Below are 26,035 nucleotides of genomic sequence, written 5' to 3'. Positions count from 1 at the left end.
AGATGCGGGCCGCGCGAACGCGGCCCGCAAGGAGAATCAGGCGATCACGTAGGGCAGCAGGCCGAGGAAGCGGGCGCGCTTGATGGCCTGGGCCAGCTCGCGCTGCTTCTTGGCCGACACGGCCGTGATGCGGGACGGCACGATCTTGCCGCGCTCGGAGATGTAGCGCGACAGCAGACGCGTGTCCTTGTAGTCGATCTTCGGCGCGTTCGGGCCGGAGAAGGGGCAGGTCTTCCGGCGACGGAAGAACGGGCGACGGGCGGCACCACCGGACATCAGAAGGCCTCCTCGGCAGCAGGCGCGTCCTCGCGACGCGGACGGTCCGGACGCGGACCACGATCACGGTCACCGAAACGGTTACCACCGCCACCGGGACGGCCGCCGCCGAAGCCGCGGCCACCGCCGAAGCCGCGGTCACCGCGGTCGTCGCGATCGTCGCGGTCGCGCTTCTGCATCATCGCGGAGGGGCCTTCCTCGAGCTCCTCGACCTTGATGGTCATGAAGCGGAGGATGTCCTCGTTGATGCGCATCTGGCGCTCCATCTCGGCCACGGCCGCGGCCGGAGCGCTGATGTTGAGCAGCGAGAAGTGCGCCTTACGGTTCTTCTTGATGCGGAAGGCGAGGGACTTGACGCCCCAGTACTCGATCTTCTCGACCTTGCCGCCGTTCCCTTCGATGACGGACTTGAACTGTTCCGTCATCGCCTCGACCTGCTGCGCCGTCACGTCCTGACGGGCGAGGTACACGTGCTCGTAGAGAGGCATTCCGTGGCCTTTCGTTTCACACTCGCATCCCATCCGGCGCGAAGCCCTTCGGGCGCGAAAGGCCCGAGCGAACATTCCGAAGGCGGAGACACGGGAAGCCGGATCCAAGGATCCCGCATGCGCTGGCGCGCACGCCCTTCCGTTCAGCCCCCAGCCGGACGCTGCGAAGCGCGGCTCATAGTATGGATCGGACGCCGACGCAAGCTCCGGCCGCGTTTCGCCCCGTTTCGCGCGCCTGCGTGCTTGACACCGCCCCGCGCAGCGTGCACGTCGCGCGCCGCAGGCCAGGCCCGCACAGACGAAACGACGCACGGGGAACGCCGATGACCGCCGCTTACACCTTTCCGGGGCAGGGAAGCCAGGCCGTGGGCATGGGCAAGGCGCTGGCCGATGCGTTCCCGGCGGCGCGCGCCGTGTTCGCGGAGGTCGACGATGCGCTCGGGCAAAAGCTCTCGACCCTGATGTTCGAGGGGCCCGAGGCCGACCTCACGCTCACGGCGAATGCACAGCCGGCGCTGATGGCCGTCAGCCTCGCGGTGGTGCGGGTGCTCGAGGCGGAGGCGGGGCTCGACCTAGCGCGCGACGCGAAGTTTGTCGCTGGGCACTCGCTGGGCGAGTACTCGGCGCTGGCGGCGGCCGGCACCTTCACCATTGCCGACACCGCCCGGCTCCTGCGCATTCGCGGCAACGCCATGCAGGCCGCGGTCCCGCCGGGGCAGGGCGCCATGGCGGCGCTGCTCGGGCTCGACTTCGAGGCCGCCGCAGCGGCCGCGGCCGAGGCGGCGCAGGGCGAGGTCTGCCAGGCCGCCAACGACAATGGCGGCGGGCAGGTCGTCGTCTCGGGCGCCAAGGCCGCCGTCGAGCGCGCCTGCGAGATCGCCAAGGCCAAGGGAGCACGCCGCGCAGTGCTTCTGCCGGTGTCCGCGCCCTTCCACTGCGCGCTGATGCAGCCGGCGGCCGAGGCCATGGCCGATGCACTCTCCAAGGTCGCGATCCGTGCGCCGAAGGTCCCGGTGATGGCGAACGTGCTCGCCGCGCCGCTCACCGATCCGGCCGCGATCCGTGAAGCGCTCGTGGCGCAGGTCACCGGCACGGTCCGCTGGCGCGAATGCGTGGCCGCGATGGCGGCCGCCGGCGTGACGACCTTCTACGAACTCGGCTCGGGCAAGGTGCTGACCGGCCTCGTCAAGCGCATCGCGGACGGGGCGGAGGGCGTCGCCATCGGCACGCCCGACGACATCGCCGCCTACCGCGCCCGCTCCGGCGCCTGATCCCGCCACTTCATTCGCCCCTGCAACGCCCCACACCGGAGGCACCATGTTCGATCTCACTGGCAAGACGGCCCTCGTCACGGGCGCCACCGGCGGCATCGGCGGCGCCGTGGCGCGCGCCCTCCACGCCCAGGGCGCCACGGTCGGCCTCTCCGGCACCCGGGTCGAGGTGCTGCAGGCGCTCGCGGCCGAGCTCGGCGAGCGGGCGCACGTGCTGCCGGCCAATCTCGGCGACCGGGATTCGGTCGAGGCGCTCGTGCCGGCCGCCGAGGCCGCGATGGGGCAGGTGGACATCCTCGTCAACAATGCGGGCGTCACGCGCGACAACCTCTTCATGCGCATGAAAGACGACGAGTGGGACACGGTGATCCGCGTCAACCTCGAGGCGGCGTTCCGGCTGTCGCGCGCGGTGCTGCGGGGGATGATGAAGCGCCGCTGGGGCCGCATCGTCTCCATCACCTCCGTCGTCGGCACCACGGGGAACCCCGGCCAGGGCAACTACGCGGCCTCCAAGGCGGGCCTCGTCGGCATGTCGAAGTCGCTCGCGGCCGAGGTCGCCAGCCGCAACATCACGGTCAACTGCGTGGCGCCGGGCTTCATCGAGACGGCCATGACGGACGTGCTGAACGAGAAGCAGAAGGAATCGATCCTCGGGAACGTGCCGATGGGCCGGCTCGGCAACGGCCAGGAGATCGCGGCTGCCGTCGTCTACCTCGCCAGCCCGGAGGCGTCCTACGTCACCGGCCAGACGCTGCACGTCAATGGCGGAATGGCAATGATCTGAACGGGTTGAAACCCGTTGTGGAGACGTGGCGGGAGCCGGGCGCGGCTCTCGCCATCGTGAATAAAGTATGGTACGCAGCACAACATCCTGTGGGGGGCTTGACGCGGGTCGCGCGGCAGCGTCTTGAGGGCGCATGTCCGACGGCGATCGAGCCGGCGGGCTTCGCATCACCCTTCATCCATCGTCCGGCGGGTCCGGCAGGCTGAAACCGTTGAAGGACCTCGGATCGCATCCGGGGTCGCACTGTAAAGAGGTAAGACATGAGCGACATCGCCGCCCGCGTGAAGAAGATCGTCGTCGAGCATCTCGGCGTCGAGCCGGACAAGGTGGTCGAGAGCGCGAACTTCATCGACGACCTGGGCGCCGACAGCCTCGACACGGTCGAGCTCGTCATGGCGTTCGAGGAGGAGTTCTCGGTGGAGATCCCGGACGACGCCGCCGAGACGATCCGCACGGTGGGTGACGCCGTCAGCTTCCTCGAGAAGAAGGCCGCCTGACCTCGGGTCAGGACAAGGCTCCGGTCAGGTCCATGCGGCGGGTCGTCGTCACGGGTCTGGGGATGGTGACGCCGCTGGGATGCGGCGTCGACATCACCTGGAAACGCCTCATCGCCGGCGAGAGCGGTGCGCGCGTCATCGAGTCCTTCGATGTCAGCGACCTGCCGGCCCGCGTGGCCTGCCAGATTCCCCGTGGGGACGGGACGGACGGGACGTTCAATCCCGACCAGTGGATGGACCCCAAGGACCAGCGCCGCGTCGACGACTTCATTGTCTACGGCATGGCGGCGGCGCGGCAGGCCCTCGAGGACGCCGGCTGGAAGCCGACGACCTACGAGGAACAGACCACGACCGGCGTGCTCATCGGCTCCGGCATCGGCGGGATCGGCGGCATCTACGATGCCTCGATCACGCTGGCGGAGAAGGGGCCGCGGCGCATCTCGCCGTTCTTCATCCCCGGCCGGCTGATCAACCTCGTCTCGGGTTACGTCTCGATCGAGCACGGCCTGAAGGGGCCGAACCATGCCGTCGTGACCGCCTGCTCGACGGGTGCCCACGCCATCGGCGACGCGGCGCGGCTCATCGCGCTCGGCGACGCAGACGTCATGGTGGCCGGCGGCGCCGAATCGCCCATCAATCGGCTGTCGCTCGCGGGCTTCGCCGCCTGCCGCGCGCTCTCGACGAGCTTCAACGACACACCGACGAAGGCCTCGCGGCCGTACGACAAGGATCGCGACGGCTTCGTGATGGGCGAGGGCGCCGGCGTGGTGGTTCTCGAGGACCTCGAGCACGCCAAGGCCCGTGGCGCGAAGATCTACGCCGAGGTCGTCGGCTACGGCCTTTCGGGTGACGCCTACCACATCACGTCCCCGTCCGAGGACGGCGACGGCGCCTATCGCTGCATGGCGGCGGCGCTGAAGCGCGCCGGCATCTCGCCCGGCGACATCGACTACATCAATGCCCACGGCACCTCGACGCCGCTCGGCGACGAGATCGAGCTCAAGGCCGTGGAGCGGCTGCTGGGCAATGCGGCCGCCAATCTCGTCATGTCCTCGACGAAGTCGTCGGTGGGCCACCTGCTGGGTGCTGCGGGGGCGGTGGAGGCCATCTTCTCCATCCTCGCCATGCGCGATGGAATCGCGCCTGCGACGCTCAACCTCGACAATCCGTCCGTCGAGACGCCGGTCGACCTCGCGCCGCACACGCCCCGCAAGGTCGACATCGACGTGGCGCTGTCGAACTCGTTCGGCTTCGGCGGGACCAACGCGTCGATCGTCTTCCGGCGCTACGCCTGATGGTTGCAGTCTCGTTCTTTCGCCATATTCGGTGATAGTGTCGGGGCCGGTCGATCCAAGGATCAGAGGCCGAGAGACGGGGGCCGGCGAGAACCGGTCCGCAACGAGACCCCCCGCAGGACGCGAGCAGAACGGGAATCATGGCCGAGACACCCGCCCCCGGAACGCCTCCGCCTGAACGCCCGTCCCGCGGCCTGATGGGCCGCATAGTGCCGCGCTCTCCGACCGAGGCGATCCAGCCGGTGGCCGCCCCGCCGCCCCCGCCCGTGGAGCGCAAGCGTCGGCCGGTCGTGAACTTCGTCAGCGGCATGCTCTCGCTGATCATGGTGCTGGCCGTCATGGCGGGCGCGGCCGTGTTCGTGGGCAAGGTGCAGTTCCAGGCCGCCGGGCCTCTGGCCGCCGACAAGGTGGTCACCGTGAAGGGCGGTGCCGCGGACGTGGCCGAGCAGCTTCAGCGCGAGGGCGTGCTCGAACATCCGTTCCTCTTCGTCGTCGGCCTGCACGCGCTCGGCAAGGCGTCCCAGATCAAGGCCGGCGAGTACCAGTTCCGGCAGGGCGCCAGCCTCAACGACGTCATGGATACGCTCGTCGAGGGCAAGTCCGTGCTGCACTCGGTCACGCTGCCGGAAGGACTCACCAGCCAGCAGATCGTCGAGCGGCTGCGCGACAACGACGTCCTCGTCGGGGAGATCGTGGACATCCCCAAGGAGGGGTCGCTGCTTCCCGACACCTACAAGTTCACGCGCGGCATGACCCGGCAGCAGCTTGTCGAGCGCATGCAGCAGGAGCAGGCGCGCGTGCTGCGCGAGGTGTGGGCGCGGCGGGCCGCCGACGTGCCGGTGAAGACGCCGCAGGAACTCGTGGTGCTCGCCTCCATCGTCGAGAAGGAGACCGGCCGGGCCGACGAGCGGACGCGCGTCGCGGGCGTGTTCATCAACCGCATCAACCGCAACATGAAGCTGCAGTCGGACCCGACCATCGTTTACGGGCTCGTCGGCGGGAAGGGCACGCTCGGGCGCGGCATCCTGCGCAGCGAGATCGAGCAGCCGACGGCCTACAACACTTACGTCATCCAGGGTCTGCCGCCCGGTCCGATCAGCAACCCTGGCCGCGCCGCCATGGAGGCCGTCGCCAATCCCTCGCGGACCCGCGAGCTCTATTTCGTGGCCGACGGTACGGGCGGCCACGTCTTCGCCGAGACCTACGAGGCGCACGTGCGCAACGTGCAGCGCTGGCGCCAGATCGAAGGGGATCGTCGCGACCAGGCGCCGGCCGTCGACGTGCCGCCGGCCCCGAAATCGGACGCCGCGTCAGCTGGGCCGACCGACGCTCCGGCGCTGGCTCCGACGATCGCGCCGGGCGGGCCTGCCATCGGCCGCGACGGCGTGCGCAACAACATCGATGCGGTGGCCGGGACGCCGAAGGACCCGCTGAACGACAAGACCTTTGATCTCAACAACCCCAAGACGGTGCCCGCCGAACTCGTGCAGCCGCCACCCCCGGCGCCGCGGGCGCCGCGACAGGCCACGAATCCGCCGCCGCCGCGGCAGGCCACCAACCCGCCGCCGCCGCGGCAGGGGACGCAGCAGCAGCGCCCGCCGTCCGGCCAGCCGCGCACGCCGCCGGCGGCCGCGACGGGTGAGGCTGCGCCCGCTCCGTCACAGCCGCGCGCCAACTGACGCAGCCTGCCGCCGCATCCGCCGTGACGGGTTGCGCTGTTCCGTCCGGCCACCTCGCTTTCCCCGGCTGTCTGGGAGCGAGTCCGAAAAGCCGGTTTCCACGGCGTCGCTCCATGCATTAAAGCTGCCTCCGGCCGCAGGTCGGAGTCCTTGCCCATGTCCCTTGCCAGCATGACCGGTTTTGCCCGAGAGGCCGGAACCTCCGGCGCATGGCGCTGGGCGTGGGAGCTCAAGACGGTCAATGCCAAGGGGCTCGACGTCCGCGTTCGCGTCCCGCCGGCGCTGGAGGCCGTCTCCGAGGAGACGCGCCAGAGGATCGGCAAGGCGCTCCAGCGCGGCACCTGCTTCGCCAACCTGTCGGCGACGCGGGAGGGAGCGCCTCCGGTGGCCCGTGTCAACACGGCCATGCTGGACGCGCTCGTCGAGGCGCTGGCGCCCTATGACGGCCAGATGGGCCTGCGGGCGCCGTCCCTCGGAGCCCTCCTGGGCGTGCGCGGCGTGGTGGAAGTGGTCGAGGCCGGCGACGACGAGGCCTCGCTGGCCGCGCTCGTCCGGGATGTTCTCGGCGGCCTCGATCGCGCGCTGGAGGCGCTCGTCGCGACGCGCCGGGAAGAGGGGCGGCAGCTCGATGCGCTGCTGCGGACCCGCATCGACACCATCGCGTCGTTGGCCGACGCGGCGGATGCCTGCCCGGCCCGCAAGCCCGAGGCGATCCGTGCCCGGCTCGCCGAGCAGGTTGCGGCGCTGGTCGAGGCTTCCCGCGGGCTCGATCCGAACAGGCTTCACCAGGAAGCCGTGCTTCTTGCCGCCAAGGCCGACGTCCGGGAAGAGATCGACCGGCTGCGCGCACACGTCGCCGCCGCGCGGGAACTCCTTTCGAAGGGGGGCCCCGTGGGACGCCGGCTCGATTTCCTCGCACAGGAGTTCTCCCGGGAGGCGAACACGCTGTGCGCCAAGGCCAACGACGTCTCGCTGACGGTGATCGGCCTCGATCTCAAGACCGAGGTCGAGCAGTTCCGCGAGCAGGTCCAGAACGTCGAGTAATGGGGTGACCGCCATGACCGCCCAGCTTGCCAACGAGACCATCGGCCGCCGCGGCCTGATGCTGGTCCTGTCGTCTCCCTCGGGCGCCGGCAAGACGACGCTGACGCGCCTCCTGCGCGAGAAGGAGCCCAGCCTGACGCTGTCGGTGTCCGTCACGACTCGCCCGCGCCGGCCGAGCGAGGTGCATGGCGTGCACTACCGCTTCATCGCGCCGGACGAGTTCGCGGCGATGCGCGACCGGGGGGAGTTGCTGGAATGGGCCGAGGTCCACGGCAACTTCTACGGGTCGCCGCGCCGCGAGATCGACCGCGCGTTGGCCTCGGGACAGGATATCCTGTTCGACATCGACTACCAGGGCGCGCAGCAGATCCGGGCCAACGCGCCGTCCGACGTCGTCTCGATCTTCATCCTGCCGCCCTCCATCCCGGAGATGCGGCGGCGCCTGGAGCGGCGGGCCGAAGACCCGCCGGAGATGATCGCGCGCCGCATGCGCACGGCGCTGGGCGAACTGGAGCGGTGGCGCGAGTACGACTACGTGCTCGTCAACGACGACCTGGAGAAGTGCTTCGATCGCCTGCAGGCGATCCTCGTCGCCGAGCGCCTGCGCCGGGACCGGCAGATGGGCCTGTCCGAGTTCGTCGACGGCCTGATGGCCGACCTGCGCGACGTCACGACCTGACGCTGGACCTCTGCGCCCGCCTTCGCGAGGCTGCCTCTCCGAGCTGGATGGTGGCCGGCGCAGCCGTCATCGGCTGACTCCCCAGGCGTTGGCCAGCCTCACGAAACCTTCGACCGGGACGGTCTCGGCGCGCGCGGTAGGGTTGAGCCCGGCGGCCTCGATCAGGGGCAGGGGATCAGCCGAGAGCGCCTTCAGGCTCTGGCGCAGCATCTTGCGGCGCTGGCCGAAGGCCGCGGCCGTGACGGCCGAGAGCCAGGCGGTGCGGCAGGGCAGAGGCTCCGGCCGCGGCACGAGGTGCACGACCGACGACGTCACCTTCGGCGGCGGCGTGAAGGCGGACGGCGCGACGTCGAAGGCGATCCGCGCCTGTGTCCGCCATCCGCAGAGCACGGCAAGACGCCCATAGTCCTTCGGCTGGTCCGGCGTGGCGACGATGCGCTCGGCGACCTCTCGCTGGAACATCAGCGTATAGCTGCCGAACAGGCCCGGCCACGGCTCCGCCTCCAGCCATCCCGTCAGCAACAGGGTACCGATGTTGTAGGGGAGGTTGGCGACGACCCGCGCCGGCGCCTCGACGGGCAGCGAAGCCCAGTCCGTCTCCAGGGCATCGCCGCTGATGACGTCCAGCCGCCCGGGGTAGCGGGCGGCGATCTCGGCCAGCGCTGGAAGGCACCGCTCGTCGCGCTCGATGGCGACGACCTTCCTCGCCCCCATGGCCAGAAGGGCACGCGTCAATCCGCCGGGACCGGGGCCGACCTCGACGACGGTCACGCCGTCCAGCGGGCCGGAGGCGCGGGCGACGCGGGCGGTCAGGTTGAGGTCGAGCAGGAAGTTCTGGCCGAGCGACTTCTTCGCGAGAAGGTCGTACCGCCGGATGACGTCGCGCAGGGGGGGCAGATCGTCGATCGCGCTCATTGGGCCGCGGGTCCGTCCGCCAGCCGGCGCGCCAGACGGATCGCGGCGAGGAGGCTCTCGGGCCGCGCGATGCCCTTGCCGGCGATGTCGAACGCGGTGCCGTGATCCGGCGACGTGCGCACGAAGGGCAGCCCCAGCGTCACGTTGACACCTTCGTCGAAGGCGAGCGCCTTCACCGGGATCAGAGCCTGGTCATGGTACATGCACAGCGCGACGTCGTAGGTGGCGCGGGCACGGGCGTGGAACATCGTGTCGGCGGGGAGGGGGCCGCGGGCGTCGATCCCGTCCTGCCGCAACCGCTCCACGGCCGGGCGGATGACGGCGTCGTCCTCCTTGCCGAGGGCGCCGCCCTCGCCGGCGTGGGGATTGAGCCCGCTGATCGCGAGGCGGACCGACGGCAGGCCGAACCGCGTGGCGTAGTCCTGCGCGACGATGCGGCCCGTCTCGACGATGAGGTCCTCGCTGACGAGAGCCGGCACCTCGGCCAGTGGCACATGGATCGTGACCGGCACCACCGCGAGGACCGACGACCAGATGAGCATCACCGGACGCGGCTCAGGGATGTTCCAGAGCGCGGCGGCCAGGTGGGCAAGGTACTCGGTATGGCCGGGATGGCGGAAGCCGGCGGCGTAGAGCACCGACTTGGCGATCGGGTTGGTGACCGCCGCCGCGGCCAGTCCGTCGTGCACGAGCGCACATGCCCGGTCGATCGCCGCGATGGTGCCGGCAGCGAACGCCGCGTCCGGGGAGCCTGGCAAGGCGGTGCCGGGCTGGCCCGTCGGGATCACCGGCAGGGCGTCGCGGAAAATGCCATCGGCACCGGCCGGGTCGGTCTCGCGGACCGGCACGTCCGCCGACAGGCGCCGTGCGGTGTCTCGATAGAGTGCGGGGTCGCCGACCACAGCGAAGGCAGGGAGGGCTTCCTCCTGCCGTGCCAACCAGGCCCGGAGCGTCAGTTCGGGGCCGATACCGGCTGGGTCCCCCTGCGTGAGCAGCAGCGGGCGCTGTACCGGCCCCGCCGGCACGGTCACAGGCCGTCCGCGGTCGAGGACGAGGAGACGTTGTAGCTGTAGTTCGCCCCGCCCAGCGTGCGCAGCTCAAGCCGGAGCATGAAGGTCTGCACCCGCTCCGACGTCCCGTCCGCCAGCTGCTGCTTGCCGCCGTTGGAGTAGACGAACCCGATCGTCGTGCACTCGTCCTTGTAGCCGGCTCCAAGCGTCATGCTGGCGACGGTGAACGGGTTCGCCGTGGGGCTCGCGGGATTGAGGAAGCGATCGGTCGCGTTGCGGCTCAGGTCGAAGAACACCGTGCCGTTGACGTACCAGTTCGGCGTCAGGTCGAACTGCGCGGACGAGCCGAGGCCCTCGCGGCGCACGAAGTAGCCCAGGTTCGGCTGGGCGGCGTAGTTGGCGTAGATCAGCGATGCCGTCAGGCGGTCGACCCGGCCGCTCGCCTGCAGCTCGATCCGCTCCATCGAGAGGTCCTGCTCGTTGAAGCGGCCACGCCCGATGAAGCTCAGGGCGGAGGTCGGCTGGATCTGCAGGCGCGCGACGTAGGACGAGCGCGACGTCTGCAGGCCGGAGTCCTGCCCGGTGTGGGCGAGATCGTACTGCGCGTACGAGTTCTGCCCGGCGATCTGGTACGACTGGCCGAGCAGGGCACTTGCGAACATGCCGTTCGCGGCGGTGAAGGTGTACTGGGCGCCGAGGTTGGCCCGCGATCCGCCCTCGACCCGGTCGAAGCCGGAGAACTTGTTCACGGCGAACAGGTTCGTGTCGTCGAAGACGAGGCTCTGGGCATCCTCGTTCGGCAGGTTGCCGATCAGGCCTTCCCGCGGGCGCGCGATAACCTGCGCGATGGGCTCGATCACGTGGGCGCCGAAGCCGCTGTCGGCCACGAAGGGATAGCGGTAGGTGAGGCCCGCCACCGGCATGAACCGGCCCAGCATGTCGCCGGAGGTGTCGATGAAGTTGGGCAGGTACTGGTTGAACGTGCCCGACGTGTTCAGCGATGCGAACGCCGCGTCGGCGCGCAGCGAGCCGAACGGGGTCCAGCTCTGGCCGATCGGGTCGATGAACGTGCGCCGCCAGGCGACCTCGGCCGTGGCGCGCGAGTAGTTGCCGGCGACGCCGCGGATGAGACAGTTCGTACGGTTGTACTGGCCGGGCGCGCACGTCTGGTAGATGTAGTACGGCTGGCCCTGGGCGTTGGGACCGAGCGGAAACTGGTAGATGCCCGGCTGGCCGTTTGCGTTCACCAGGCTGTTGAAGTCGGTTTCCTGGCGGTTCAGGTTCACCGCGTTCGCCGTGAAGCTGAGCTCGCCGCCCATCGGCGTGTTCACCCAGCGCCTGTCGTAGTCGATGACGGGGGCGACCACCGGAATCTGCTTCTGCCAGTCGGCGTAGGACAGGCCGCGGAAATAGAAGCCGCGGGCGTCGAAGAAGCTCCGGTCGCCCTGGCCGGTCAGGTAGAGCGTCGAGTTGAGCTCGCGGAAGCCGGTCACGCCGAGGGCGTCCACCAGCTGCGGCATGATCTTGTAGTTCTGCTCGAACCACTTGTCCGTGGCGGTGCGGATATCCCAGCCCCACTGCCACTTGTCGTTGATGAGGAACCGGCCCTGGCTGTCGATGGAGCCACGGAACGTCCGGTCGCCGGCACCGTAGGGCGGCAGGAGGAACGCCGCCTTGTCCTGCTGGAAGATGCCCGTCGCCTTGATGTTGTAGCTGCCGTTCATCAGGCGGTGGCGCCACTCGACCTGGCCCATGACGCCCTGGCGGGTGAGGAACGTCGGGGTGACCGTCACGTCGTAGTTCGGCGCCGGTGCCCAGAAGTAGGGGGTCGAGATGCCGTAGCCGAGCGCGGAGCTGGCGACATAGTGCGGCGGCAGGAACCCCGACTTGCGCTTCACCGTTGCGTCGGGCGCCGAGAAGTAGGGGATGTAGGCGACCGGCAGGCCCCAGAACTCGAGCGTCGCATCCTCGTAGTAGATCGTGCGCTCTTCGTTCTTGTGGATGATGCGCTTGGCGCGGACCTGCCAGAGCGGCGGCTTGGACGGATCGTCCTTGCAGGGCTCGCAGGCCGTGTAGGTGCCCTTCTCGAGGACGGTCACGTCGCCGCCGGTGCGCTCGGCTCGCGGGGCGGAGAGCCGGGTGCGGTCCGTCGTCTCGACGCGCAGCGAATCGATGAAGCCGTCGCGGAAGTCGTCGGTGAGCTCGAAGCGGTCCGCGTAGGCGACCTGCCCGTTCTCTTCCGTCAGCTTGGCGTTGCCGGTGGCGAAGACGCGGCTTGTGTTGCGGTCGTAGAGGACCTTGTCAGCCTCCAGGACGCGGCCCTGGTAGAACAGCTGGACGTTGCCGACCGCCGAGACGGTGTTCTTGTCCCGGTCGTAGACGAGTTCGCGCGACTCGACGAGCAGGCGGTCCTTGCCGCCCTCCTTGCCGGACTTCTGGGCCTGGCGGCCGATCATGTCCGACATCGTCTGGGCCGCGGCCGGCCATTGCGACAGACCCGCGGCACCGACGCCGATGCCCGCCACGATCAGGGTCGCTATCTTGGACTGCGATACCATGCCCGAACCACAACGGCCGAAGAACGCACGGCCCGTCATCACCCGTCCTCTTGATACAATAGGGCGAGCGTTCCGAGCAAACTGCCGACGATGGCAGGCGACCAGGCCGCCACCCCCGCCGACAGGAAACCTGCCGATCCAAGATCCTCGATCAGCTTCGTCGCTACGTAGAGCACGAACCCGGCAGCGACACCACCGAGGACCATCCTGGCGACACCACCAAATCGGAAAAATCTTAAGGAAACCGAAGCGGCCACCAGCACCATCGCCATATAGAGCAGCGGGCGCGCCAGGAGCGATTGCAACTGCAGCCTGTACCGGGCCGCATCGAGCCCCGATTCCTCGGTTCGCTTGATGAGGCCGGGCAACTCCCAGAACGGCACGCCGTCAGCCGAGGAGAAGGACTGGCGGACCTGTTCCGGCGTCAGATTGGTGGCGACCTTGTAGGTGTCGAAGGCCTGTGGCTCCTGCTCCGGCGTGATCACGCGGGCCTTCGTCAGCTCCCAGAAGCCCGGCCGCAATTGCGCCGAGGTCGCCTCCACGCGGCTGACGAAGCGACCCTGCGGGTCGAACTCGAAGAAGGTGACCTGCCCCAGCACGGTGCCCGAGCCGCTGGATCGCTCCGCCCGGATGATCGCCTGGCCGTCGACGCTGCGCTGGCGCACCCACATGAGCTGGTCGGCGGAGGCCTTGTTCTTTCCGAAACGCGTCGTCTCGATGTTGGTGGCGCGATCCCGCAGCCACGAGGCGACGGGGTTGTAGACGGTCGCGGTCAGGATCCCGAACGTGATGGCGACCAGCAGCGGCGGCGTGAGGAACTGCCAGGCCGACACGCCCGCCGCCCGCGCCACCACCAGCTCCAGCTTGCGCGACAGGTTGAGAAGCGCCGCCATGGCGCCGAAGAGGATGGCGAAGGGCAGGACCTGCTCGGCGACCGACGGCGTGCGGAACAGCGAGAGCTGCGCCAGAAGCGCGGCCGGCACGTCGGCGACGTCGCCGGTCCGTCGCACCAGCTCCACGAAGTCCAGCGTGTAGATCAGCGCGAAAACCGTCAGGAACACGCCGATGACGGAGCGCGCGAAGCGCGACGCGAGATAGAGGCCGAGCGTGCGCCCGATCATGCGCGTCAGCCTCGCGCCAGCGCCGGGCGGCGCAGCGGCAACGACACGCGCGGCCATGACCGGCCGCCCAGCAGGAACCAGGCGAGGGCCACCCCGGCGCCGATGATCGGGATCAGGTAGGGGAGCGGAATGGCCCACGGCGCGCGGACGACGAGGCTCGACGCCGCGAAGCCTGCGATGCGGACGGCGGCGACGGCGATGATCGCCGCGCCGATCGCCATGCCGCGGCCCTGGCGGGTGGTGCGTGGAGTTCCCAGTGCCGCCAGCGCGATGGCCAGGAAGGCGAACGGGTAGAGCGGCGTCGAGAACCGGTCGTGGAGTTCAGCCCGGAACCGGCCGATCTGGTCGCGGACATACGCGTCGTTGAGGTCGACGCTCAGCAGCTCGGCGGTGCCGCGCTCGCGCGGCTTGTAGACCACCGTTTCGCCATCCGCCCCGAACTGGCTGAGGTCGATCGCATAACGCTCGAAGACCACGATCGAGGCGTCGCTGGATCCGCGCACCTCGCGCTGCACGCTTCCCTTCTCGAGCACGAGGTAGGGGACGCCGTTCGCCTCGATCGTCTGTCCCCGCTCGGCGATGTAGGTGTTGACCTTGTCGGGGTCGCGTCGGTCCTGCATGAAGATGCCGAGCAGCGCGTCGCCGGCGCGTTCCCGGAAGTGGAACGTGATGCCGATGTCGAGCGTCGTGAACTGGCCTTCCCGGACGATGTTGCCGATGAAGTCCGCGCGGATCTGCGTGATCAGGTCGCGCAGGTCGCGGAAACTCGCGGGCATGGCCCACAGCGTCATCGAGGCCACGAGCGTCGAAACGGCCACGCACAGGACCAGGAACGGACGCAGCAGCCGCGACGGTGCGAGACCGGCCGCGCTCATGACGATGAGCTCGGAATCACCGTTCAGCTTGTTGAGCGCGTAGAGCGCGGCGATGAACAGGCCGAAGGGGGCGATGATCGTCAACAGCGCCGGGATCGAGAGGCCGGTGACCATCAGGAAAATCAGGATGGTCTGGCGCTTGGCCGTGAGCAGGTCGAACTCGCGCAGGGCCTGCGTGATCCAGATGACCGCCGTCAGCGACAGCAGCGTCGCGAGGAACGCGACGGTCGCCGTACGCAGGATGTAGCGGTCGAGGATACCCATCATGGCCCGTGCCGGCGACGCTCAGGACGCCAGCCCTAAAGAAACGCCGGTGCGCCGGCAAGCGTCCTTCATCGGGCGTGATCGCGGCCATGTCGTGGCAATGCCAGGGGCTGCATGCATGGCGGGAAATGAAGGCCTCAACGCAATCGTGAAGTGTGCACACCGCATCGCCCGGGCCCGCTCCCGGCGAGGATCGTGGACATGCGACCGGGGCCGCTGGAATTGTCAGGCCCGCGCCGTTATCTCTCGACGTGCCTCCCGTTTCCTCCTTCCGGAGCCTCCGATGACCGATCGTATCAAGGTCGCCTTTGCCAGTCCCGCGCTGCCTGCAAGCGGCGCGCTCGTGATCTTCGTGGGCGACGACCTGGCGATCCCCGAATCGGTGCTGGCGCTCGTTGGCGAGGCGGTGTCCGACGCGGTGGCGCGGGCGTCCGCCGCGGAAGGCTTCAAGGGCAAGGCCGGAAGCGGGCTCACCCTGCTGGCTCCCGCCGGGCTGCAGGCCGACCGCCTCGTCGTGATGGGGCTGGGGTCGGCCAAGGACCGCGGCGAAACGAACTACGTCGACCTCGGTGGCGCCATCGGCGGCCGGCTGGGGACGTCGAAGGCGGCGTCCGTGCTGCTCGAAGGCCCCACCGGGTGGCGGACCGACGCGGCCGCCGCCGCGGACATCGCGATGGGCCTGCAACTGCGGGCCTACCGGTTCGACAAGTACAAGACCCGCAAGGGTGACGACGCCGCCCCGGATTCCGTCTCCGTGACGATCGGGGTGCTCGACCCCGCCGCCGCGCGGCGCGCGGCGAAGACCCGCGCTGCGGTGGCCGACGGCGTGGTGCTGGCGCGCAACCTCGTGAACGAGCCTCCGAACGTCCTCTATCCGGAGGAGTTCGCGCGGCGCGCCGAGGCGCTGTCGAAGCTCGGCGTCGAGATCGAGATCCTCGACCGCAAGAAGCTCGAGAAGATCGGCATGCGTGCGCTGCTCGGCGTCGGGCAGGGCTCGGCGCGCGAGAGCCGCGTCGTCATCATGCGCTGGAACGGGGCGAAGTCTGCCAAGGCCCAGCCCGTCGCCTTCGTGGGCAAGGGCGTGACCTTCGACACCGGCGGCATCTCGATCAAGCCGGCGCAGGGCATGGAAGACATGAAGGGCGACATGGCGGGTGCCGCCTGCGTCGTTGGTCTCATGCACGCGCTGGCTGCGCGCAAGGCCAAGGTCAACGCGATCGGCGCGATCGGCCTCGTCGAGAACATGCCGGACGGCAATGCCCAGCGTCCCGGCGACATCGTCACGTCGCTCTCCGGGCAGACGATCGAGATCATCAACACCGACGCGGAGGGCCGCCTCGTCCTCGCCGACGTGCTCTGGTACGTGCAGGACCGCTACAAGCCGGCCTTCATGGTGAACCTCGCGACCCTCACCGGCGCCATCCTCGTGGCGCTCGGGCAGGAGAACGCGGGCCTCTTCTCCAACGACGACACGTTGGCGGCGCGCCTGTTCGACGCCGGAAAGGCAACGGGCGAGACCGTGTGGCGCATGCCGCTCGGCCCGCGCTACGACAAGATCATCGACAGCAAGTTCGCCGACGTGAAGAACTCCGGCGGCCGGCATGCGGGCTCGATCACCGCGGCGCAGTTCCTCAAGCGCTTCGTCAACGAGACGCCGTGGGCCCATCTCGACATCGCCGGCACGGGCATGGGATCGCCGTCGTCGGACATCAACCGCGGCTGGGCCTCGGGCTGGGGTGTGCGTCTGCTCGACCGGCTCGTCGCGGACCACTACGAGGGCTGAGCCGCGGCGGAGGCAGGACGATGTTCTCCCGGGGCCGGTCGATCGTGTTCTTCGGCCTTCTGACCCTGCTCATCGTCCTGCGCGAGGTCCTGGGCGGCGTGGAGACGCCGAGCCTGTGGGACATGATCGATGCCTGGCGACGCTGACCGGCACAGGCCTAGGTCCGCGTTCCTGCCATCTGTCTGGCGTCCACGGTGCCGCCTACGGTCTCTCGATGGACGCATGGCGTGATTTCCTGAGCCTTCTCGCAGGCTTCGTGCTCACCTGCATCCTTGTGGCCAGCTATTTCCTGCTGGCCGCCGGCGAGTTGCCCGGCTGGCTGGACTGAGGCCTTTCTCCGGTCCGGCTGCCGGTGCCGCTTCGTCATTTCGTGAACCGTGACGGATTCGTCACGCCGTCGTTCGGCGGCGCTGCCGGACTGTGCAAAAGTCGCGTGCCGCGTTGCGCATCGCCCTCGCGGGGCCACCATCGCCCCGCAAAGCATGGAGGCGAGTCGCGATGACGGAGCACCGGATCGTCCTGAGCCCGGTCGGGCAGGGGGAGACCTATGCGAGCGTGGAAGCCGACGGCGGGTGGTATCCGCTGCTGGTCGACTGGACGCCCTGCAGCGACGAGGCGACGGATCGTCTTCGCCTCGAGGCCGCCGTGCGGGCCGAACTCGCCCGGCGCCATCCCGGCGTGCGGCTCGGCGACGTCGCCTTCGTGGCGTCGTCCTGGGGTGCTGCGGACGCGGTCCGGCACGGCGTGGGGAACGCCCGCCGGGCCTGAGGCCGCCGTGTCGACGGGAGGCGGCGCATGAGCGAAACCGCCGGGACCGAGATCTGGTTCTACCACCTGCAGTCGAAGCCGCTCGAAGCCGTGCTCCCGCAGTTGCTGGAACGCAGCCTCCAGCGCGGCTGGTCGGTGGTGGTGCAGGCGGTGACGCCGGAGCGGGTGGCCGCGCTCGACGACCTCCTCTGGACCTATTCCGACGAGGGCTTCCTGCCACACGCCACCGACCGCGAGCCGGATGCCGCGCGGGAGCGCGTGGTGCTGACGGCGGGGGACGGCAATCCCAACGGCGCCACGGTGCGTTTCCTCGTCGAGGGGGCGCGGCTGCCGGCCACCCTCGACGGACTGACGCGGCTCGTGCTGCTCTTCGACGGCAACGACGAGGCAGCGTTGGCGGCCGCCCGCGGAGCGTGGGCGGAGCTTCGCAAGGCCGGGCGGCAGCCCACCTACTGGCAGCAGGACGAGGACGGACGGTGGCAGAAGAAAGCGTGATCCGGGAATCCCTTCGCCGTGTCTGCTCCAGTGCCGTGGCAATCGCGGCGCTCATGCTCGGCGGCTGCGCGATGGAGATGACGGGCTTCGTCAACGACAAGTCGGCGACCGCCCGCGTGGCCACGACCGAGGCCGTCGTGGGTGAGGACGGACGTTGTACCGCGGATCTGCGCATCGACCCGGCGACGTTCCGGGGGCGGGAGGGCGACGGCCTGATCGGCCTGACCGAATGCGAACTCGTCGCCCTCAAGGGCGAGCCGCTCAGCGTGCAGACCGGCTCCAGCCCGCGCGCCAAGCGCGAGACGACGATGCTCTACATGACCCCCACCGGGAAGGTGATCTACCTCTTCGCCGACAACCGGCTCGTGCAGGTCGTGCAGTAGGGCAACGTTCGCGGGGTCCTTCAAATTGTCCGGTGTTCCGGAACGCCGTCTCATGCCGCGCCCGGTAGGGTGCGCGCGGAGAGAGCCTCCCGCCACCCGGACACCCCGATGCGCCCGCGCCTTCGCGCCGCCGCCTGCCTCCTCGCCATCGCCCTGATGCCGGCTGCCGCGTCCGCCACCGAGAAACTCGTCTTTCATCCGAGCCTGACGCCGGAGGATGCGGCCTTCCTCACGGAGACGCTGGGGCTCGGCTCGTCGCCGACGCCCGTCGCGGACGGAATTGGGTCGGGATGGGACTATGCCGTCATCGACCTGGACAATGACGGCGTGCAGGAAGTGGCCGTACGCCCCGCGGCCCCCTGCAGCGGGACGCGTTGCGGCGTCACTGTCTTCACGAGGATGCAGGGACGCTGGGCGGCCATCCTCAGCACGAGCGACCGCGACCTCAACGTCGCGCGCCGCGTGCACCGCGGATACCGCGAGCTCCTGTCGGAGAAGGGCACGTGGCGTTGGGCCGGCAAGGGCTACGCACTCGTCAACTGAGGCCGGCGGTTTTGCCCTTCAGCCCGCGGCTGCCGTCTCGTACTCGGCGGAAAGCTCCAGCCACTCCTCCTCGGCCGCCATCAGGCCGCGCTCGAGTTCGGCGCGCTGAGCGGAGAGCTGGGATGCCTTCTGCGGCTCCTTCTGGAAGGTGTCGGGATCGCCGAGCACCGCGTCGACACGTGCGATGAGGTCGGCGAACTTCGCCATCTTCGCCTCCAGCGCCTCGATCTTCTTCCTCAGCGGCGCCAGCGCCACGCGCCGGCCCGCCGCCTCGCGGCGGGTGTCGGCGGCCGAGCCCCGCTCGTCGTCCCGCTTGGACGCCGGGCGGTCCGGCCCCTCGAGCACGAAGCGCCGGTAGGCGTCGAGGTCGTCGTCGAACGGCTTCACCGTGCCGTTGGCGACCAGCCACAGGCGGTCGGCGCAGGCCTCCAGCAGGAAGCGGTCGTGCGAGATGAGGATGACGGCGCCGCCATAGTCGTTGATCGCCTCCATCAGGGCGGCGCGGCTGTCGATGTCGAGATGGTTCGTCGGCTCGTCGAGGATGAGCAGATGCGGACCGCCGAAGGTGGCGAGGCCCATGAGGAGACGGGCCTTCTCGCCGCCGGAGAGGGCGGAGACGGGCGTGTCGGCCTTGGCGCCCGAGAACCCCATGCGGGCGCAGCGGGCCCGCACGCGGGCCTCGGTATCGTCCGGCATCAGGTCGGCGACATGCCGATACGGCGTCGCGCCGGGGTTCAGCTCATCGAGCTGGTGCTGCGCGAAGTAGGCAACCTGCAGCTTGGAGGAGCGCCGAACGGTGCCGGCCATGGCATCGAGCCGGCCCGCGACGAGCTTCGCAAAGGTCGACTTGCCGTTGCCGTTGGAGCCGAGCAGGCCGATGCGGTCGTCGTCGGCGATGGAGAGCGACAGGCGCGAGAGGATCGGCTTCTCCCCATAGCCGACGCTCGCCCCCTCCATGGCGACGATCGGCGGCGACAGCGGGCGCTCGGGGGAGGGGAAGTCGAAGGGCAGCACCTCCTGGTCGACGATGGCGGCGATGGGCTGCATCTTCTCCAGCCGCTTGACGCGCGACTGCGCCTGCTTGGCCTTGGATGCCTTGGCGCGGAAGCGGTCGACGAAGGCCTGGAGGTGGCGCCGCTCGTCCTCCTGCTTCTTGCGCAGCTTCAGCTGCAACGCCTGCTGCTCGGCCCTCTGGCGCTCGAACTGGTCGTAGCCGCCGCGGTAGAGCGACAGCTTCGCCTGGTCGAGATGCAGGATCCATTCGACCGACTGGTTCAGGAGGTCGCGGTCATGGCTGATGACGAGCACCGTGTGCGGGTAGCGCGCCAGGTAGTCCATCAACCAGAGCGTGCCTTCGAGGTCGAGGTAGTTGGTCGGCTCGTCGAGCAGCAGCAGGTCCGGCTCGGCAAAGAGGACGGCCGCGAGCGCGACGCGCATGCGCCAGCCGCCAGAGAAGGACGAGCAGGGCCGCGCCTGCGCCTCCGCATCGAAGCCGAGGCCGTGCAGGATCGACGCGGCGCGGGCGGGGGCCGAATGGGCGTCGATGTCGACGAGGCGGGTCTGGATCTCGGCGATCCGGTGGGGGTCCGTCGCGGTCTCGGCCTCGGCGAGCAGCGCCGCCCGCTCCGTGTCGGCAGCGAGCACGACCTCTGCCAGCGTCTCGGGGCCGCCGGGGGCCTCCTGCGCCACCGAGCCGATCCGCAGGCCCCGGCCGATCGTCACCGAGCCGCCCTCCGGCGAGACCTCGCCGCGGATGATGCGGAAGAGAGTGGTCTTGCCGGTGCCGTTGCGCGCGACGAAGCCGACGCGCGCGCCCGTGGGGATGGCCACGGTTGCCTTGTCGAACAGGGTTCGCGGCCCCAGCCGGTAGGTCAGGTCGTTGACGTGCAGCATGCCGGGCTTGTCGCAAAGGCCGGCGGGCGGCGCAAGGCCGGGACGGGTCCTTGACCGGTCAGGGCTCGTCGGTGCGGCCGATGAGGTCGCTGGCGTCGAGGGTGGTGCCGTTCGCCTGGGCGCCGGCCAGGACGGCTGCGGCTCGGGCGATCAGGCCGTACTTGGTCTGCGTCGAGGTGAGGTCGCGGAACCAGTTCACGAGGTCGCCCCACGGGTCGACGACCTTGGCAAGGCCTGAGATGAAGGCGACGACGGTGCCGACCTCCGTGTCGCCATGCACCACGAACCAGCCGCCGATGGCCAGCACCGAGGCCGTGCCGAGGTGGTGGAGCAGGTTCATGAGGAAGTTCATCGAGAACTTCAGCTTGAAGATTCCCATGTTGAGGTCGAACACGCGGGCGATGCGCTCGCGCTGCTGGCGCTCGTGGGCGCCGGTGCGGTCGCCGATGATGTCTGCGCCCACCTCGCGCAGCGTGCTGATGCGCCGGGCGACGCGCCGGTTGATGGCACGCTGCATCATGGGGATGAAGACGACCTGCGGCGTGAGGACCGCGAACGCGACCAGCGCCATCACGGGTTGCAGGTAGACCATATAGCCGAAGACGCTGATCAGCAGCCCGCCCTGCAGGATCGGCTCGGAGACGCTCACGGCCACGAATCCCGCGACGGGCTCCGCCTCCGCCAGCATCATGGAGGTCTCGACGCCGAGCGCCTCCGGCGTGCTGGCGTCGGGCGGCAGGGCCCGCAGCAGCGACTGAAAGGTGCGCCGCAGGGTCAGCACCGCCGTCTCGCCGACGAAGCCGCGATAGACGTTCATGCCGAGCTTGATGAGCCCCTCCGACAGCGCGAGCGCCGCATAGGCCGCTGCCAGCAGCAGGATGGTGCGGAACGAGCCGCCCTTGAAGGCGTCGTTCACGATCCGCCGTTGCACCTCGAGCGGGGCCGTCGACAGGAGGAAGACCGCCATCGACAGCCCGCACAGCAGGAGCTGGTGACGGATGCCGACGAGCCGGATGAAGCCGAAAAGCCCGAAGGGCAGGGGCGGCGCCACACCGGACGCGTCCGCTGCCGCGGTCGAAGGCTGCCGTCCCGCCGCGCCGTGGGCGTAAGCCGTCATCGCGCCTGCGCCACGAAGGAGACCATGCAGACAATGTGCCCCCGCCCGGCATGGCGGCCAATGCGTAGGACAACCGATCCGCGTGATGCCGTCGGGCCCGCCACTGATGCGTCGTTCGACACGTTCGCTTCGCGGGCTCCTCATCATGAGGGGCGGGTGAGGGGGGGCGGACTGCCCCTCCCTGCAAGGCAGTTCTGGCCGCGGCCCTCGTCCCGGCACCGGTCCATCAGCGCTGCGCGACCCGTTCCCCGCGTGTGATTTGTCACATCGGGTGCGCCGAGCCCGGGCGCATGGTGAATCCACTCCATCCCCCAAGGAGGACATCGTGACATCCTTCACCATGCAGCGCGGCCCGGCTGGCCTGCCGGGCGCGGACGAGACCCTTTTTCTCACGGACGGCGGGCTCGAGACGACGCTCGTCTTCATCGAGGGCATCGATCTGCCCTGCTTCGCCGCCTATCCGCTCATCGAGACGGCGGAGGGGCGGGAGCGGCTGGAGCGCTACTTCCGTCCCTACCTCGAGACCGCCGCGCGCCACGGCGCCGGCTTCCTGCTCGACACGCCCACCTGGCGCGCCAACGCCGACTGGGGCGCCCGGCTCGGTCATGACGCCGCAGCGCTCTCCCGGGTCAACCGCGAGAGCGTGCGGTGGGCGCGCGCCCTGCGCGAGCGTCTGGCGCGTCCCGGCTCGCGCGTCCTCGTCAACGGGGTCGTGGGCCCCCGCGGTGACGGCTACCGGGTCGAGGATCGCATGTCGGCGGAGGAGGCGGCGCGGTACCACGCCGTGCAGGTCGGGACGCTGGCTGGCGCCGGGGTCGACATGATCACGGCAGTGACGATCAACACGCCCGAGGAGGCGTGCGGCATCGCCACGGCGGCGGCCATCGTGGGGGTGCCATGCGCCATCTCCTTCACCGTCGAGACCGACGGCCGGCTCGCTTCGGGCGCCACGCTCGAGGGTGCGATCGCCATGGTCGACGCGGCGACGGGCGGCGCACCGCTCTACTACATGGTCAACTGCGCCCATCCGCTGCATCTCGCGCCGGCGCTCGAGCGGGGCGGCGCCTGGACGATCCGGCTCGGAGGGCTCAGGGCCAACGCGTCGACGAAGAGCCATGCCGAGCTCGACGCGGCGACCGAGCTCGATCCCGGCGATCCGGCCGATCTCGGCCGGCGCTACCGGATGTTGCAGCGCCAGCTGCCGCGCCTGCGCGTCATGGGCGGATGCTGCGGCACGGACCACCGCCACGTGGCGGCGATCTGCGAGGCGTGCGCCCCGCCGATCGCAGCCTGACCGCCGGATCAGCCGGGGAGGGGGATGAACTCCGTCTCCCCGGGCACGCCGTCGAAGCGTCCCGCCTTCCAGTCGGCCTTCGCCTGCTCGATCCGGTCCTTCGAGCGGGAGACGAAGTTCCACCAGACGTAGCGCGGGCCGTCCATCGGCTCGCCGCCGAAGATGAGCACGCGGGCGGCTGTCTCGGCCGTCAGTGTGACGGGCTCGCCGGGCCGCAGCACCAGCAGCCGGGCGGGCTCGAACCGGTCATGGCCGACGAGGATCGTGCCCTGCGCGACGTAGACGGCGCGCTCCTCGTGCCCGGCCGGGATGGGCAGGCGCGCGCCCGGCTCCAGCACGGCCTCTGCATAGACCATCTCGGAAAACGTCTTCACCGGCGCCGTCTGGCCATACAGCGAGCCGGCGACGAGGCGCACGCGCTTGCCCTCGCCCTCGATGAGCGGCAGGTCGCCCGCCGCGTGGTGGGCGAAGCCGGGGTCCGTCTCCTCGTGGCGCTCGGGCAGGGCGATCCACGACTGGATGCCGAAGAGCGTGGCTTCGTTCTGCCGGACCTCCGGCGCCGTGCGCTCCGAGTGGACGATGCCGCGGCCCGCCGTCATCCAGTTGACCTCGCCCGGGTCGATGGCCTGCACCACGCCGAGGCTGTCGCGGTGCAGGATCTGGCCCTCGAAGAGATAGGTCAGCGTGGCAAGTCCGATGTGGGGATGCGGCCGCACGTCGATGCCCGTGCCGGCCTTGAACACCGAGGGGCCCATCTGGTCCCAGAAGATGAAGGGACCGATCATCTGCCGCTGCGCGGAGGGGAGCGCTCGGCGCACCTCGAAGCCGCCGAGGTCGCGGGCCCGCGGCACGATCACCGTCTCGACCGCGCTGGGGCCGTCGGCATGATCGCAGTCGTTGTCGAGGCCGGGCGTGTGGAACTGGGTCATCGGTGTCCTCCGGGGGTGGGGCGTCCGGTGCGGCAGGCCGGCGGCCGTGCCGTCTTTCGCAATGTAGGGTATCGGCGGGCCGGGCGCCCTTGCAGGCGTGCCATCGCCCGCATGCGCCGCCGTTCAGCACTCTCTTCTCCCCGCGTGGCGGGGAGAAGGAGGGGCTGCCCGGCCACGCACCCGACGCCGGGACGCGTCCCGCCTTGATGCGGCCCCCCGGGAGGTCTATGGCTCGCGCCCTCATCGGGGACCATGCCATGCCGTTCGAGATCCTGCCGGGGGAAGTCGTCGAGGAGCGCGAGGTCCTTGCGCTCGTCGCACTCGCGTCGGGCGGGGTGGTGCCGCAGGACGCGCGGACGTTGCAGGTCTATGAGCGGTTGCGGCGCCTGGGCCTTGCCCAGCGCGGCGATGCGGCGAACGACGACTGGTCCCTGCCGGCCTTCGGCCTGACGGAGGACGGGGAGGCGGCCCTGCGCTTCCACTGGACCGCCATCGCCGAGATGATCGAGCGTCTGGCGCGCGAGCGAAAGGGCGGCGGCGGGCGCTGAGCCCGGCCTTACCTGTTCGAGTTCTGGAAGGGGTCGCGGTTGGGCGAGGGCGTGGCGCTCGTCGCCGGGAAGAAGCGCTGCGTCGGCTGGCGCGGGGCCGTGGGCGTGCCCGCGGGCGCGGCAATGCCGATCTGGCCGCCGGGCACCGTGCCGGGCGGGACGGGCACACCCGGCGGCAGCTGCGGCGCGGGCGAACCGGGCGGCAGCGAGGCGGTTCCGGCCGGCTGTTGGCCGGTGACGGGCGCGTCCAGACCCTGGTTGCGCCGGCGATCCGCGGCGCGCTGCTGCTCGGTGCCGCGCAGCGGGTCGGCCACCTGGTCGGCGCTCGGCGGATCCGGGATGATCTCCGTGCCGCCTTTGCAGCCGGTCAGCCACACGTCGTAGATCGGGTGCTCGATGCCGTGCAGCCCCGGGCTGGAGGCGAACACCCAGCCGCCGAAGATGCGCCGGTACTCGTTGGTGAACGTCACCTCGTCGACCTCGATGAAGGCCGTCGTGTTGGCCGGCTCGGTCGGCGGGCGGGTGTAGCAGAGCCGCGGCGTCAGCTGCAGCGCGCCGAACTGCACGGTCTCGTCGATGTTGACGTCGAACGAGATGATCCGGCCGGTGATCTTGTCGAGGCCGGCGAAGATGGCGACCGGGTTGCGGATCTTGTCGGCCCGTGCCGTTCCGGCCGCGACGGCCAGCGTCACGCCCGCCAGCGCGGCGGCGGCGAGAGGACGGGCGAAGCGGAGCGGGTGCGGCATGATCGACGGCGTGTCCGGTGGCTCCGGCGAGTCGATCCCGCCGCGGGCGCGCGACGGATTAACATGCGAAAAGGGGCGGAGAAAGGGCAGAGCCGCGCCGGGGCCGGTAGCCAGCCGGATGAGTCCGGCCGTGCCGCTCAGCTGCCCGGCGTCCAGGCCTCGTAGTCGCCGGTCGCGGCAGGACGCGTTCCTGATGCGAGGATCGAGCCCTTGGGGCGGTAGGCGTTAGGGGTGCCGGTGGGGTTGGGGCGCCAGCCGAGCTGCCACTCGCGGGCCGCGTAGCCGTCCTTGCCGGGCGGGACGTCCGTCGTGTTGCGCAGCCAGGCGTGCCAGCCCGGCGGCACCTTGGTCGCCTCGATCTCGCCGGCGAACAGCATCCAGCGGCGCACGACGCCGATCGTCGGGTCGACCTTGCCGCCGCGCGTCTGGAAGTAGCGGTTGCCGAACTCGTCCGTCCCCACCAGTTCCCCGTGCCGCCACGTGTGGAAGCGGGTCCCCATCGTCTGGCCGTTCCACCAGGTGAAGATCTCGATGAGGGTGTCCTTGATGCCCATGACGGCTCCGCAGGGAAAGGCGCAGGTCGATGGCGAGGGACGTGGCCGACCGCCACGCCCGTCTCCGGTTCGTCGGGGCGGACTATGGCCATCGGGGCGGAGCCTGTCCAGTCCGCGAAAGTCGCAAGGGGGAGGCTCGCGGCGACTCGATTCGACAGGAGGCTGCTCAACCGCAGGTGCGATTCCCGCGACTCGCCAACCCTGGCGCTCGTTCCGGAATCGAACC

General features: G+C 70.0%; 27 protein-coding genes. 15 read left to right on the top strand and 12 right to left on the bottom strand.

Going from position 1 to position 26,035, the window contains the following annotated elements:
* Positions 1 to 36: 36 nt before the first annotated feature.
* Positions 37 to 276 (bottom strand): 30S ribosomal protein S18, encoded by a 240-nt coding sequence (gene rpsR / locus ACX9GQ_RS13915; protein WP_459630160.1) that lies wholly within the window; start codon positions 274 to 276, stop codon positions 37 to 39.
* A complete protein-coding gene (gene rpsF / locus ACX9GQ_RS13910; RefSeq protein WP_459630159.1) occupies positions 276 to 764 on the bottom strand; it encodes a 30S ribosomal protein S6 in 489 nt (162 codons plus the stop codon). The genes rpsR and rpsF overlap by 1 nt, the downstream gene beginning before the upstream one ends.
* Before the next feature lie 323 nt (positions 765 to 1,087).
* On the opposite strand from rpsF, the gene fabD reads away from it, so the two are divergent.
* The 7 genes from fabD to gmk all read left to right on the top strand — a co-directional run bounded on the left by fabD (position 1,088) and on the right by gmk (position 8,013).
* Positions 1,088 to 2,035 carry an ACP S-malonyltransferase gene (gene fabD / locus ACX9GQ_RS13905; protein ID WP_459630158.1) on the top strand — a complete coding sequence of 316 codons (948 nt, stop codon included), beginning with the start codon at positions 1,088 to 1,090 and terminating at the stop codon, positions 2,033 to 2,035.
* A gap of 46 nt (positions 2,036 to 2,081) precedes the next feature.
* Positions 2,082 to 2,819, top strand: a complete 738-nt coding sequence (fabG, locus tag ACX9GQ_RS13900) for a 3-oxoacyl-[acyl-carrier-protein] reductase (protein WP_459630157.1) — start codon at positions 2,082 to 2,084, stop codon at positions 2,817 to 2,819.
* Between the two features lie 260 nt (positions 2,820 to 3,079).
* On the top strand, positions 3,080 to 3,316 hold the full coding sequence (locus tag ACX9GQ_RS13895) for an acyl carrier protein (RefSeq protein WP_459630156.1): 237 nt from the start codon (positions 3,080 to 3,082) through the stop codon (positions 3,314 to 3,316).
* A 32-nt stretch (positions 3,317 to 3,348) separates the two neighbouring features.
* Positions 3,349 to 4,611, top strand: coding sequence for a beta-ketoacyl-ACP synthase II (gene fabF, locus ACX9GQ_RS13890; RefSeq protein WP_459630155.1), 1,263 nt, complete (start codon positions 3,349 to 3,351; stop codon positions 4,609 to 4,611).
* Between the two features lie 140 nt (positions 4,612 to 4,751).
* Positions 4,752 to 6,290 (top strand): endolytic transglycosylase MltG, encoded by a 1,539-nt coding sequence (gene mltG / locus ACX9GQ_RS13885; RefSeq protein WP_459630154.1) that lies wholly within the window; start codon positions 4,752 to 4,754, stop codon positions 6,288 to 6,290.
* Positions 6,291 to 6,446: 156 nt separating this feature from the next.
* Positions 6,447 to 7,334, top strand: a complete 888-nt coding sequence (locus ACX9GQ_RS13880; RefSeq protein WP_459630153.1) for a YicC/YloC family endoribonuclease — start codon at positions 6,447 to 6,449, stop codon at positions 7,332 to 7,334.
* Between the two features lie 13 nt (positions 7,335 to 7,347).
* On the top strand, positions 7,348 to 8,013 hold the full coding sequence (gmk, locus tag ACX9GQ_RS13875; protein WP_459630152.1) for a guanylate kinase: 666 nt from the start codon (positions 7,348 to 7,350) through the stop codon (positions 8,011 to 8,013).
* A 66-nt stretch (positions 8,014 to 8,079) separates the two neighbouring features.
* On the opposite strand, the gene rsmA is transcribed toward gmk, so the two are convergent.
* The 5 genes from rsmA to lptF are packed head-to-tail and all read right to left on the bottom strand — an operon-like array spanning position 8,080 to position 14,759.
* Positions 8,080 to 8,928: a 16S rRNA (adenine(1518)-N(6)/adenine(1519)-N(6))-dimethyltransferase RsmA gene (gene rsmA, locus ACX9GQ_RS13870; protein WP_459630151.1), complete on the bottom strand. Its 849-nt coding sequence runs from the start codon at positions 8,926 to 8,928 to the stop codon at positions 8,080 to 8,082.
* On the bottom strand, positions 8,925 to 9,959 hold the full coding sequence (gene pdxA, locus ACX9GQ_RS13865; protein WP_459630150.1) for a 4-hydroxythreonine-4-phosphate dehydrogenase PdxA: 1,035 nt from the start codon (positions 9,957 to 9,959) through the stop codon (positions 8,925 to 8,927). The genes rsmA and pdxA overlap by 4 nt, the downstream gene beginning before the upstream one ends.
* The gene (locus ACX9GQ_RS13860) at positions 9,956 to 12,496 is read right to left on the bottom strand and encodes an LPS-assembly protein LptD (RefSeq protein WP_459630149.1); all 2,541 of its coding nucleotides are present in this window, start codon (positions 12,494 to 12,496) and stop codon (positions 9,956 to 9,958) included. The genes pdxA and ACX9GQ_RS13860 overlap by 4 nt, the downstream gene beginning before the upstream one ends.
* Before the next feature lie 38 nt (positions 12,497 to 12,534).
* Complete coding sequence (gene lptG, locus ACX9GQ_RS13855) at positions 12,535 to 13,617, bottom strand: LPS export ABC transporter permease LptG (protein WP_459630148.1); 1,083 nt, start codon at positions 13,615 to 13,617, stop codon at positions 12,535 to 12,537.
* Positions 13,618 to 13,622: 5 nt separating this feature from the next.
* Positions 13,623 to 14,759: an LPS export ABC transporter permease LptF gene (gene lptF, locus ACX9GQ_RS13850; protein ID WP_459630147.1), complete on the bottom strand. Its 1,137-nt coding sequence runs from the start codon at positions 14,757 to 14,759 to the stop codon at positions 13,623 to 13,625.
* Between the two features lie 280 nt (positions 14,760 to 15,039).
* On the opposite strand from lptF, the gene ACX9GQ_RS13845 reads away from it, so the two are divergent.
* The 6 genes from ACX9GQ_RS13845 to ACX9GQ_RS13820 all read left to right on the top strand — a co-directional run bounded on the left by ACX9GQ_RS13845 (position 15,040) and on the right by ACX9GQ_RS13820 (position 18,728).
* Complete coding sequence (locus tag ACX9GQ_RS13845) at positions 15,040 to 16,539, top strand: leucyl aminopeptidase (protein WP_459630146.1); 1,500 nt, start codon at positions 15,040 to 15,042, stop codon at positions 16,537 to 16,539.
* A 20-nt stretch (positions 16,540 to 16,559) separates the two neighbouring features.
* Entirely contained in the window at positions 16,560 to 16,685 is a 126-nt protein-coding gene (locus ACX9GQ_RS13840) for a hypothetical protein (RefSeq protein ID WP_459630145.1), read from the top strand.
* 352 nt (positions 16,686 to 17,037) lie between these two features.
* Positions 17,038 to 17,307, top strand: coding sequence for a hypothetical protein (locus ACX9GQ_RS13835; RefSeq protein ID WP_459630144.1), 270 nt, complete (start codon positions 17,038 to 17,040; stop codon positions 17,305 to 17,307).
* Positions 17,308 to 17,334: 27 nt separating this feature from the next.
* Complete coding sequence (locus tag ACX9GQ_RS13830; protein WP_459630143.1) at positions 17,335 to 17,802, top strand: DNA polymerase III subunit chi; 468 nt, start codon at positions 17,335 to 17,337, stop codon at positions 17,800 to 17,802.
* On the top strand, positions 17,799 to 18,185 hold the full coding sequence (locus ACX9GQ_RS13825) for a hypothetical protein (RefSeq protein WP_459630142.1): 387 nt from the start codon (positions 17,799 to 17,801) through the stop codon (positions 18,183 to 18,185). The genes ACX9GQ_RS13830 and ACX9GQ_RS13825 overlap by 4 nt, the downstream gene beginning before the upstream one ends.
* A gap of 108 nt (positions 18,186 to 18,293) precedes the next feature.
* Positions 18,294 to 18,728, top strand: a complete 435-nt coding sequence (locus ACX9GQ_RS13820) for a hypothetical protein (protein ID WP_459630141.1) — start codon at positions 18,294 to 18,296, stop codon at positions 18,726 to 18,728.
* An 18-nt stretch (positions 18,729 to 18,746) separates the two neighbouring features.
* Here ACX9GQ_RS13820 and ACX9GQ_RS13815 read toward each other — a convergent pair whose 3' ends face one another.
* Positions 18,747 to 20,621, bottom strand: coding sequence for an ABC-F family ATP-binding cassette domain-containing protein (locus ACX9GQ_RS13815; RefSeq protein ID WP_459630140.1), 1,875 nt, complete (start codon positions 20,619 to 20,621; stop codon positions 18,747 to 18,749).
* A gap of 58 nt (positions 20,622 to 20,679) precedes the next feature.
* Positions 20,680 to 21,738, bottom strand: a complete 1,059-nt coding sequence (locus tag ACX9GQ_RS13810) for an ABC transporter transmembrane domain-containing protein (protein ID WP_459630139.1) — start codon at positions 21,736 to 21,738, stop codon at positions 20,680 to 20,682.
* Between the two features lie 340 nt (positions 21,739 to 22,078).
* Here ACX9GQ_RS13810 and ACX9GQ_RS13805 point away from each other — a divergent pair, with 340 nt between their 5' ends.
* Positions 22,079 to 23,032, top strand: a complete 954-nt coding sequence (locus tag ACX9GQ_RS13805) for a homocysteine S-methyltransferase family protein (protein ID WP_459630358.1) — start codon at positions 22,079 to 22,081, stop codon at positions 23,030 to 23,032.
* A gap of 8 nt (positions 23,033 to 23,040) precedes the next feature.
* On the opposite strand, the gene ACX9GQ_RS13800 is transcribed toward ACX9GQ_RS13805, so the two are convergent.
* Positions 23,041 to 23,961 (bottom strand): pirin family protein, encoded by a 921-nt coding sequence (locus ACX9GQ_RS13800; RefSeq protein ID WP_459630138.1) that lies wholly within the window; start codon positions 23,959 to 23,961, stop codon positions 23,041 to 23,043.
* 227 nt (positions 23,962 to 24,188) lie between these two features.
* Between ACX9GQ_RS13800 and ACX9GQ_RS13795 the strand changes: the two genes are divergently transcribed.
* On the top strand, positions 24,189 to 24,509 hold the full coding sequence (locus ACX9GQ_RS13795) for a hypothetical protein (RefSeq protein WP_459630137.1): 321 nt from the start codon (positions 24,189 to 24,191) through the stop codon (positions 24,507 to 24,509).
* A gap of 8 nt (positions 24,510 to 24,517) precedes the next feature.
* Here ACX9GQ_RS13795 and ACX9GQ_RS13790 read toward each other — a convergent pair whose 3' ends face one another.
* Positions 24,518 to 25,255: a DUF2155 domain-containing protein gene (locus ACX9GQ_RS13790; RefSeq protein WP_459630136.1), complete on the bottom strand. Its 738-nt coding sequence runs from the start codon at positions 25,253 to 25,255 to the stop codon at positions 24,518 to 24,520.
* A gap of 137 nt (positions 25,256 to 25,392) precedes the next feature.
* Positions 25,393 to 25,803 carry an NADH:ubiquinone oxidoreductase subunit NDUFA12 gene (locus ACX9GQ_RS13785; RefSeq protein WP_459630357.1) on the bottom strand — a complete coding sequence of 137 codons (411 nt, stop codon included), beginning with the start codon at positions 25,801 to 25,803 and terminating at the stop codon, positions 25,393 to 25,395.
* Positions 25,804 to 26,035 lie beyond the last annotated feature (232 nt).

The sequence above is a fragment of the Alsobacter sp. R-9 genome (assembly GCF_054612375.1).
The sequence above is the reverse complement of the archived record's forward strand: the minus strand, read 5'-3'. Positions and strand labels throughout refer to the sequence as shown.

Bases quoted from the DNA above. Each gene is read 5' to 3' on its own strand.
- ACX9GQ_RS13895 (WP_459630156.1), top strand. From the start codon at position 3,080: ATGAGCGACATCGCCGCCCGCGTGAAGAAGATCGTCGTCGAGCATCTC.
- gmk (WP_459630152.1), top strand. From the start codon at position 7,348: ATGACCGCCCAGCTTGCCAACGAGACCATCGGCCGCCGCGGCCTGATG.
- rpsF (WP_459630159.1), bottom strand. From the start codon at position 764: ATGCCTCTCTACGAGCACGTGTACCTCGCCCGTCAGGACGTGACGGCG.
- fabF (WP_459630155.1), top strand. From the start codon at position 3,349: ATGCGGCGGGTCGTCGTCACGGGTCTGGGGATGGTGACGCCGCTGGGA.
- ACX9GQ_RS13880 (WP_459630153.1), top strand. From the start codon at position 6,447: ATGTCCCTTGCCAGCATGACCGGTTTTGCCCGAGAGGCCGGAACCTCC.
- ACX9GQ_RS13805 (WP_459630358.1), top strand. From the start codon at position 22,079: ATGCAGCGCGGCCCGGCTGGCCTGCCGGGCGCGGACGAGACCCTTTTT.
- ACX9GQ_RS13840 (WP_459630145.1), top strand. From the start codon at position 16,560: ATGTTCTCCCGGGGCCGGTCGATCGTGTTCTTCGGCCTTCTGACCCTG.
- mltG (WP_459630154.1), top strand. From the start codon at position 4,752: ATGGCCGAGACACCCGCCCCCGGAACGCCTCCGCCTGAACGCCCGTCC.
- ACX9GQ_RS13795 (WP_459630137.1), top strand. From the start codon at position 24,189: ATGGCTCGCGCCCTCATCGGGGACCATGCCATGCCGTTCGAGATCCTG.
- ACX9GQ_RS13810 (WP_459630139.1), bottom strand. From the start codon at position 21,738: ATGACGGCTTACGCCCACGGCGCGGCGGGACGGCAGCCTTCGACCGCG.
- ACX9GQ_RS13800 (WP_459630138.1), bottom strand. From the start codon at position 23,961: ATGACCCAGTTCCACACGCCCGGCCTCGACAACGACTGCGATCATGCC.
- lptG (WP_459630148.1), bottom strand. From the start codon at position 13,617: ATGATCGGGCGCACGCTCGGCCTCTATCTCGCGTCGCGCTTCGCGCGC.
- ACX9GQ_RS13845 (WP_459630146.1), top strand. From the start codon at position 15,040: ATGACCGATCGTATCAAGGTCGCCTTTGCCAGTCCCGCGCTGCCTGCA.
- lptF (WP_459630147.1), bottom strand. From the start codon at position 14,759: ATGATGGGTATCCTCGACCGCTACATCCTGCGTACGGCGACCGTCGCG.
- ACX9GQ_RS13815 (WP_459630140.1), bottom strand. From the start codon at position 20,621: ATGCTGCACGTCAACGACCTGACCTACCGGCTGGGGCCGCGAACCCTG.
- ACX9GQ_RS13860 (WP_459630149.1), bottom strand. From the start codon at position 12,496: ATGGTATCGCAGTCCAAGATAGCGACCCTGATCGTGGCGGGCATCGGC.
- ACX9GQ_RS13830 (WP_459630143.1), top strand. From the start codon at position 17,335: ATGAGCGAAACCGCCGGGACCGAGATCTGGTTCTACCACCTGCAGTCG.
- ACX9GQ_RS13835 (WP_459630144.1), top strand. From the start codon at position 17,038: ATGACGGAGCACCGGATCGTCCTGAGCCCGGTCGGGCAGGGGGAGACC.
- ACX9GQ_RS13820 (WP_459630141.1), top strand. From the start codon at position 18,294: ATGCGCCCGCGCCTTCGCGCCGCCGCCTGCCTCCTCGCCATCGCCCTG.
- fabD (WP_459630158.1), top strand. From the start codon at position 1,088: ATGACCGCCGCTTACACCTTTCCGGGGCAGGGAAGCCAGGCCGTGGGC.
- rpsR (WP_459630160.1), bottom strand. From the start codon at position 276: ATGTCCGGTGGTGCCGCCCGTCGCCCGTTCTTCCGTCGCCGGAAGACC.
- rsmA (WP_459630151.1), bottom strand. From the start codon at position 8,928: ATGAGCGCGATCGACGATCTGCCCCCCCTGCGCGACGTCATCCGGCGG.
- ACX9GQ_RS13790 (WP_459630136.1), bottom strand. From the start codon at position 25,255: ATGCCGCACCCGCTCCGCTTCGCCCGTCCTCTCGCCGCCGCCGCGCTG.
- fabG (WP_459630157.1), top strand. From the start codon at position 2,082: ATGTTCGATCTCACTGGCAAGACGGCCCTCGTCACGGGCGCCACCGGC.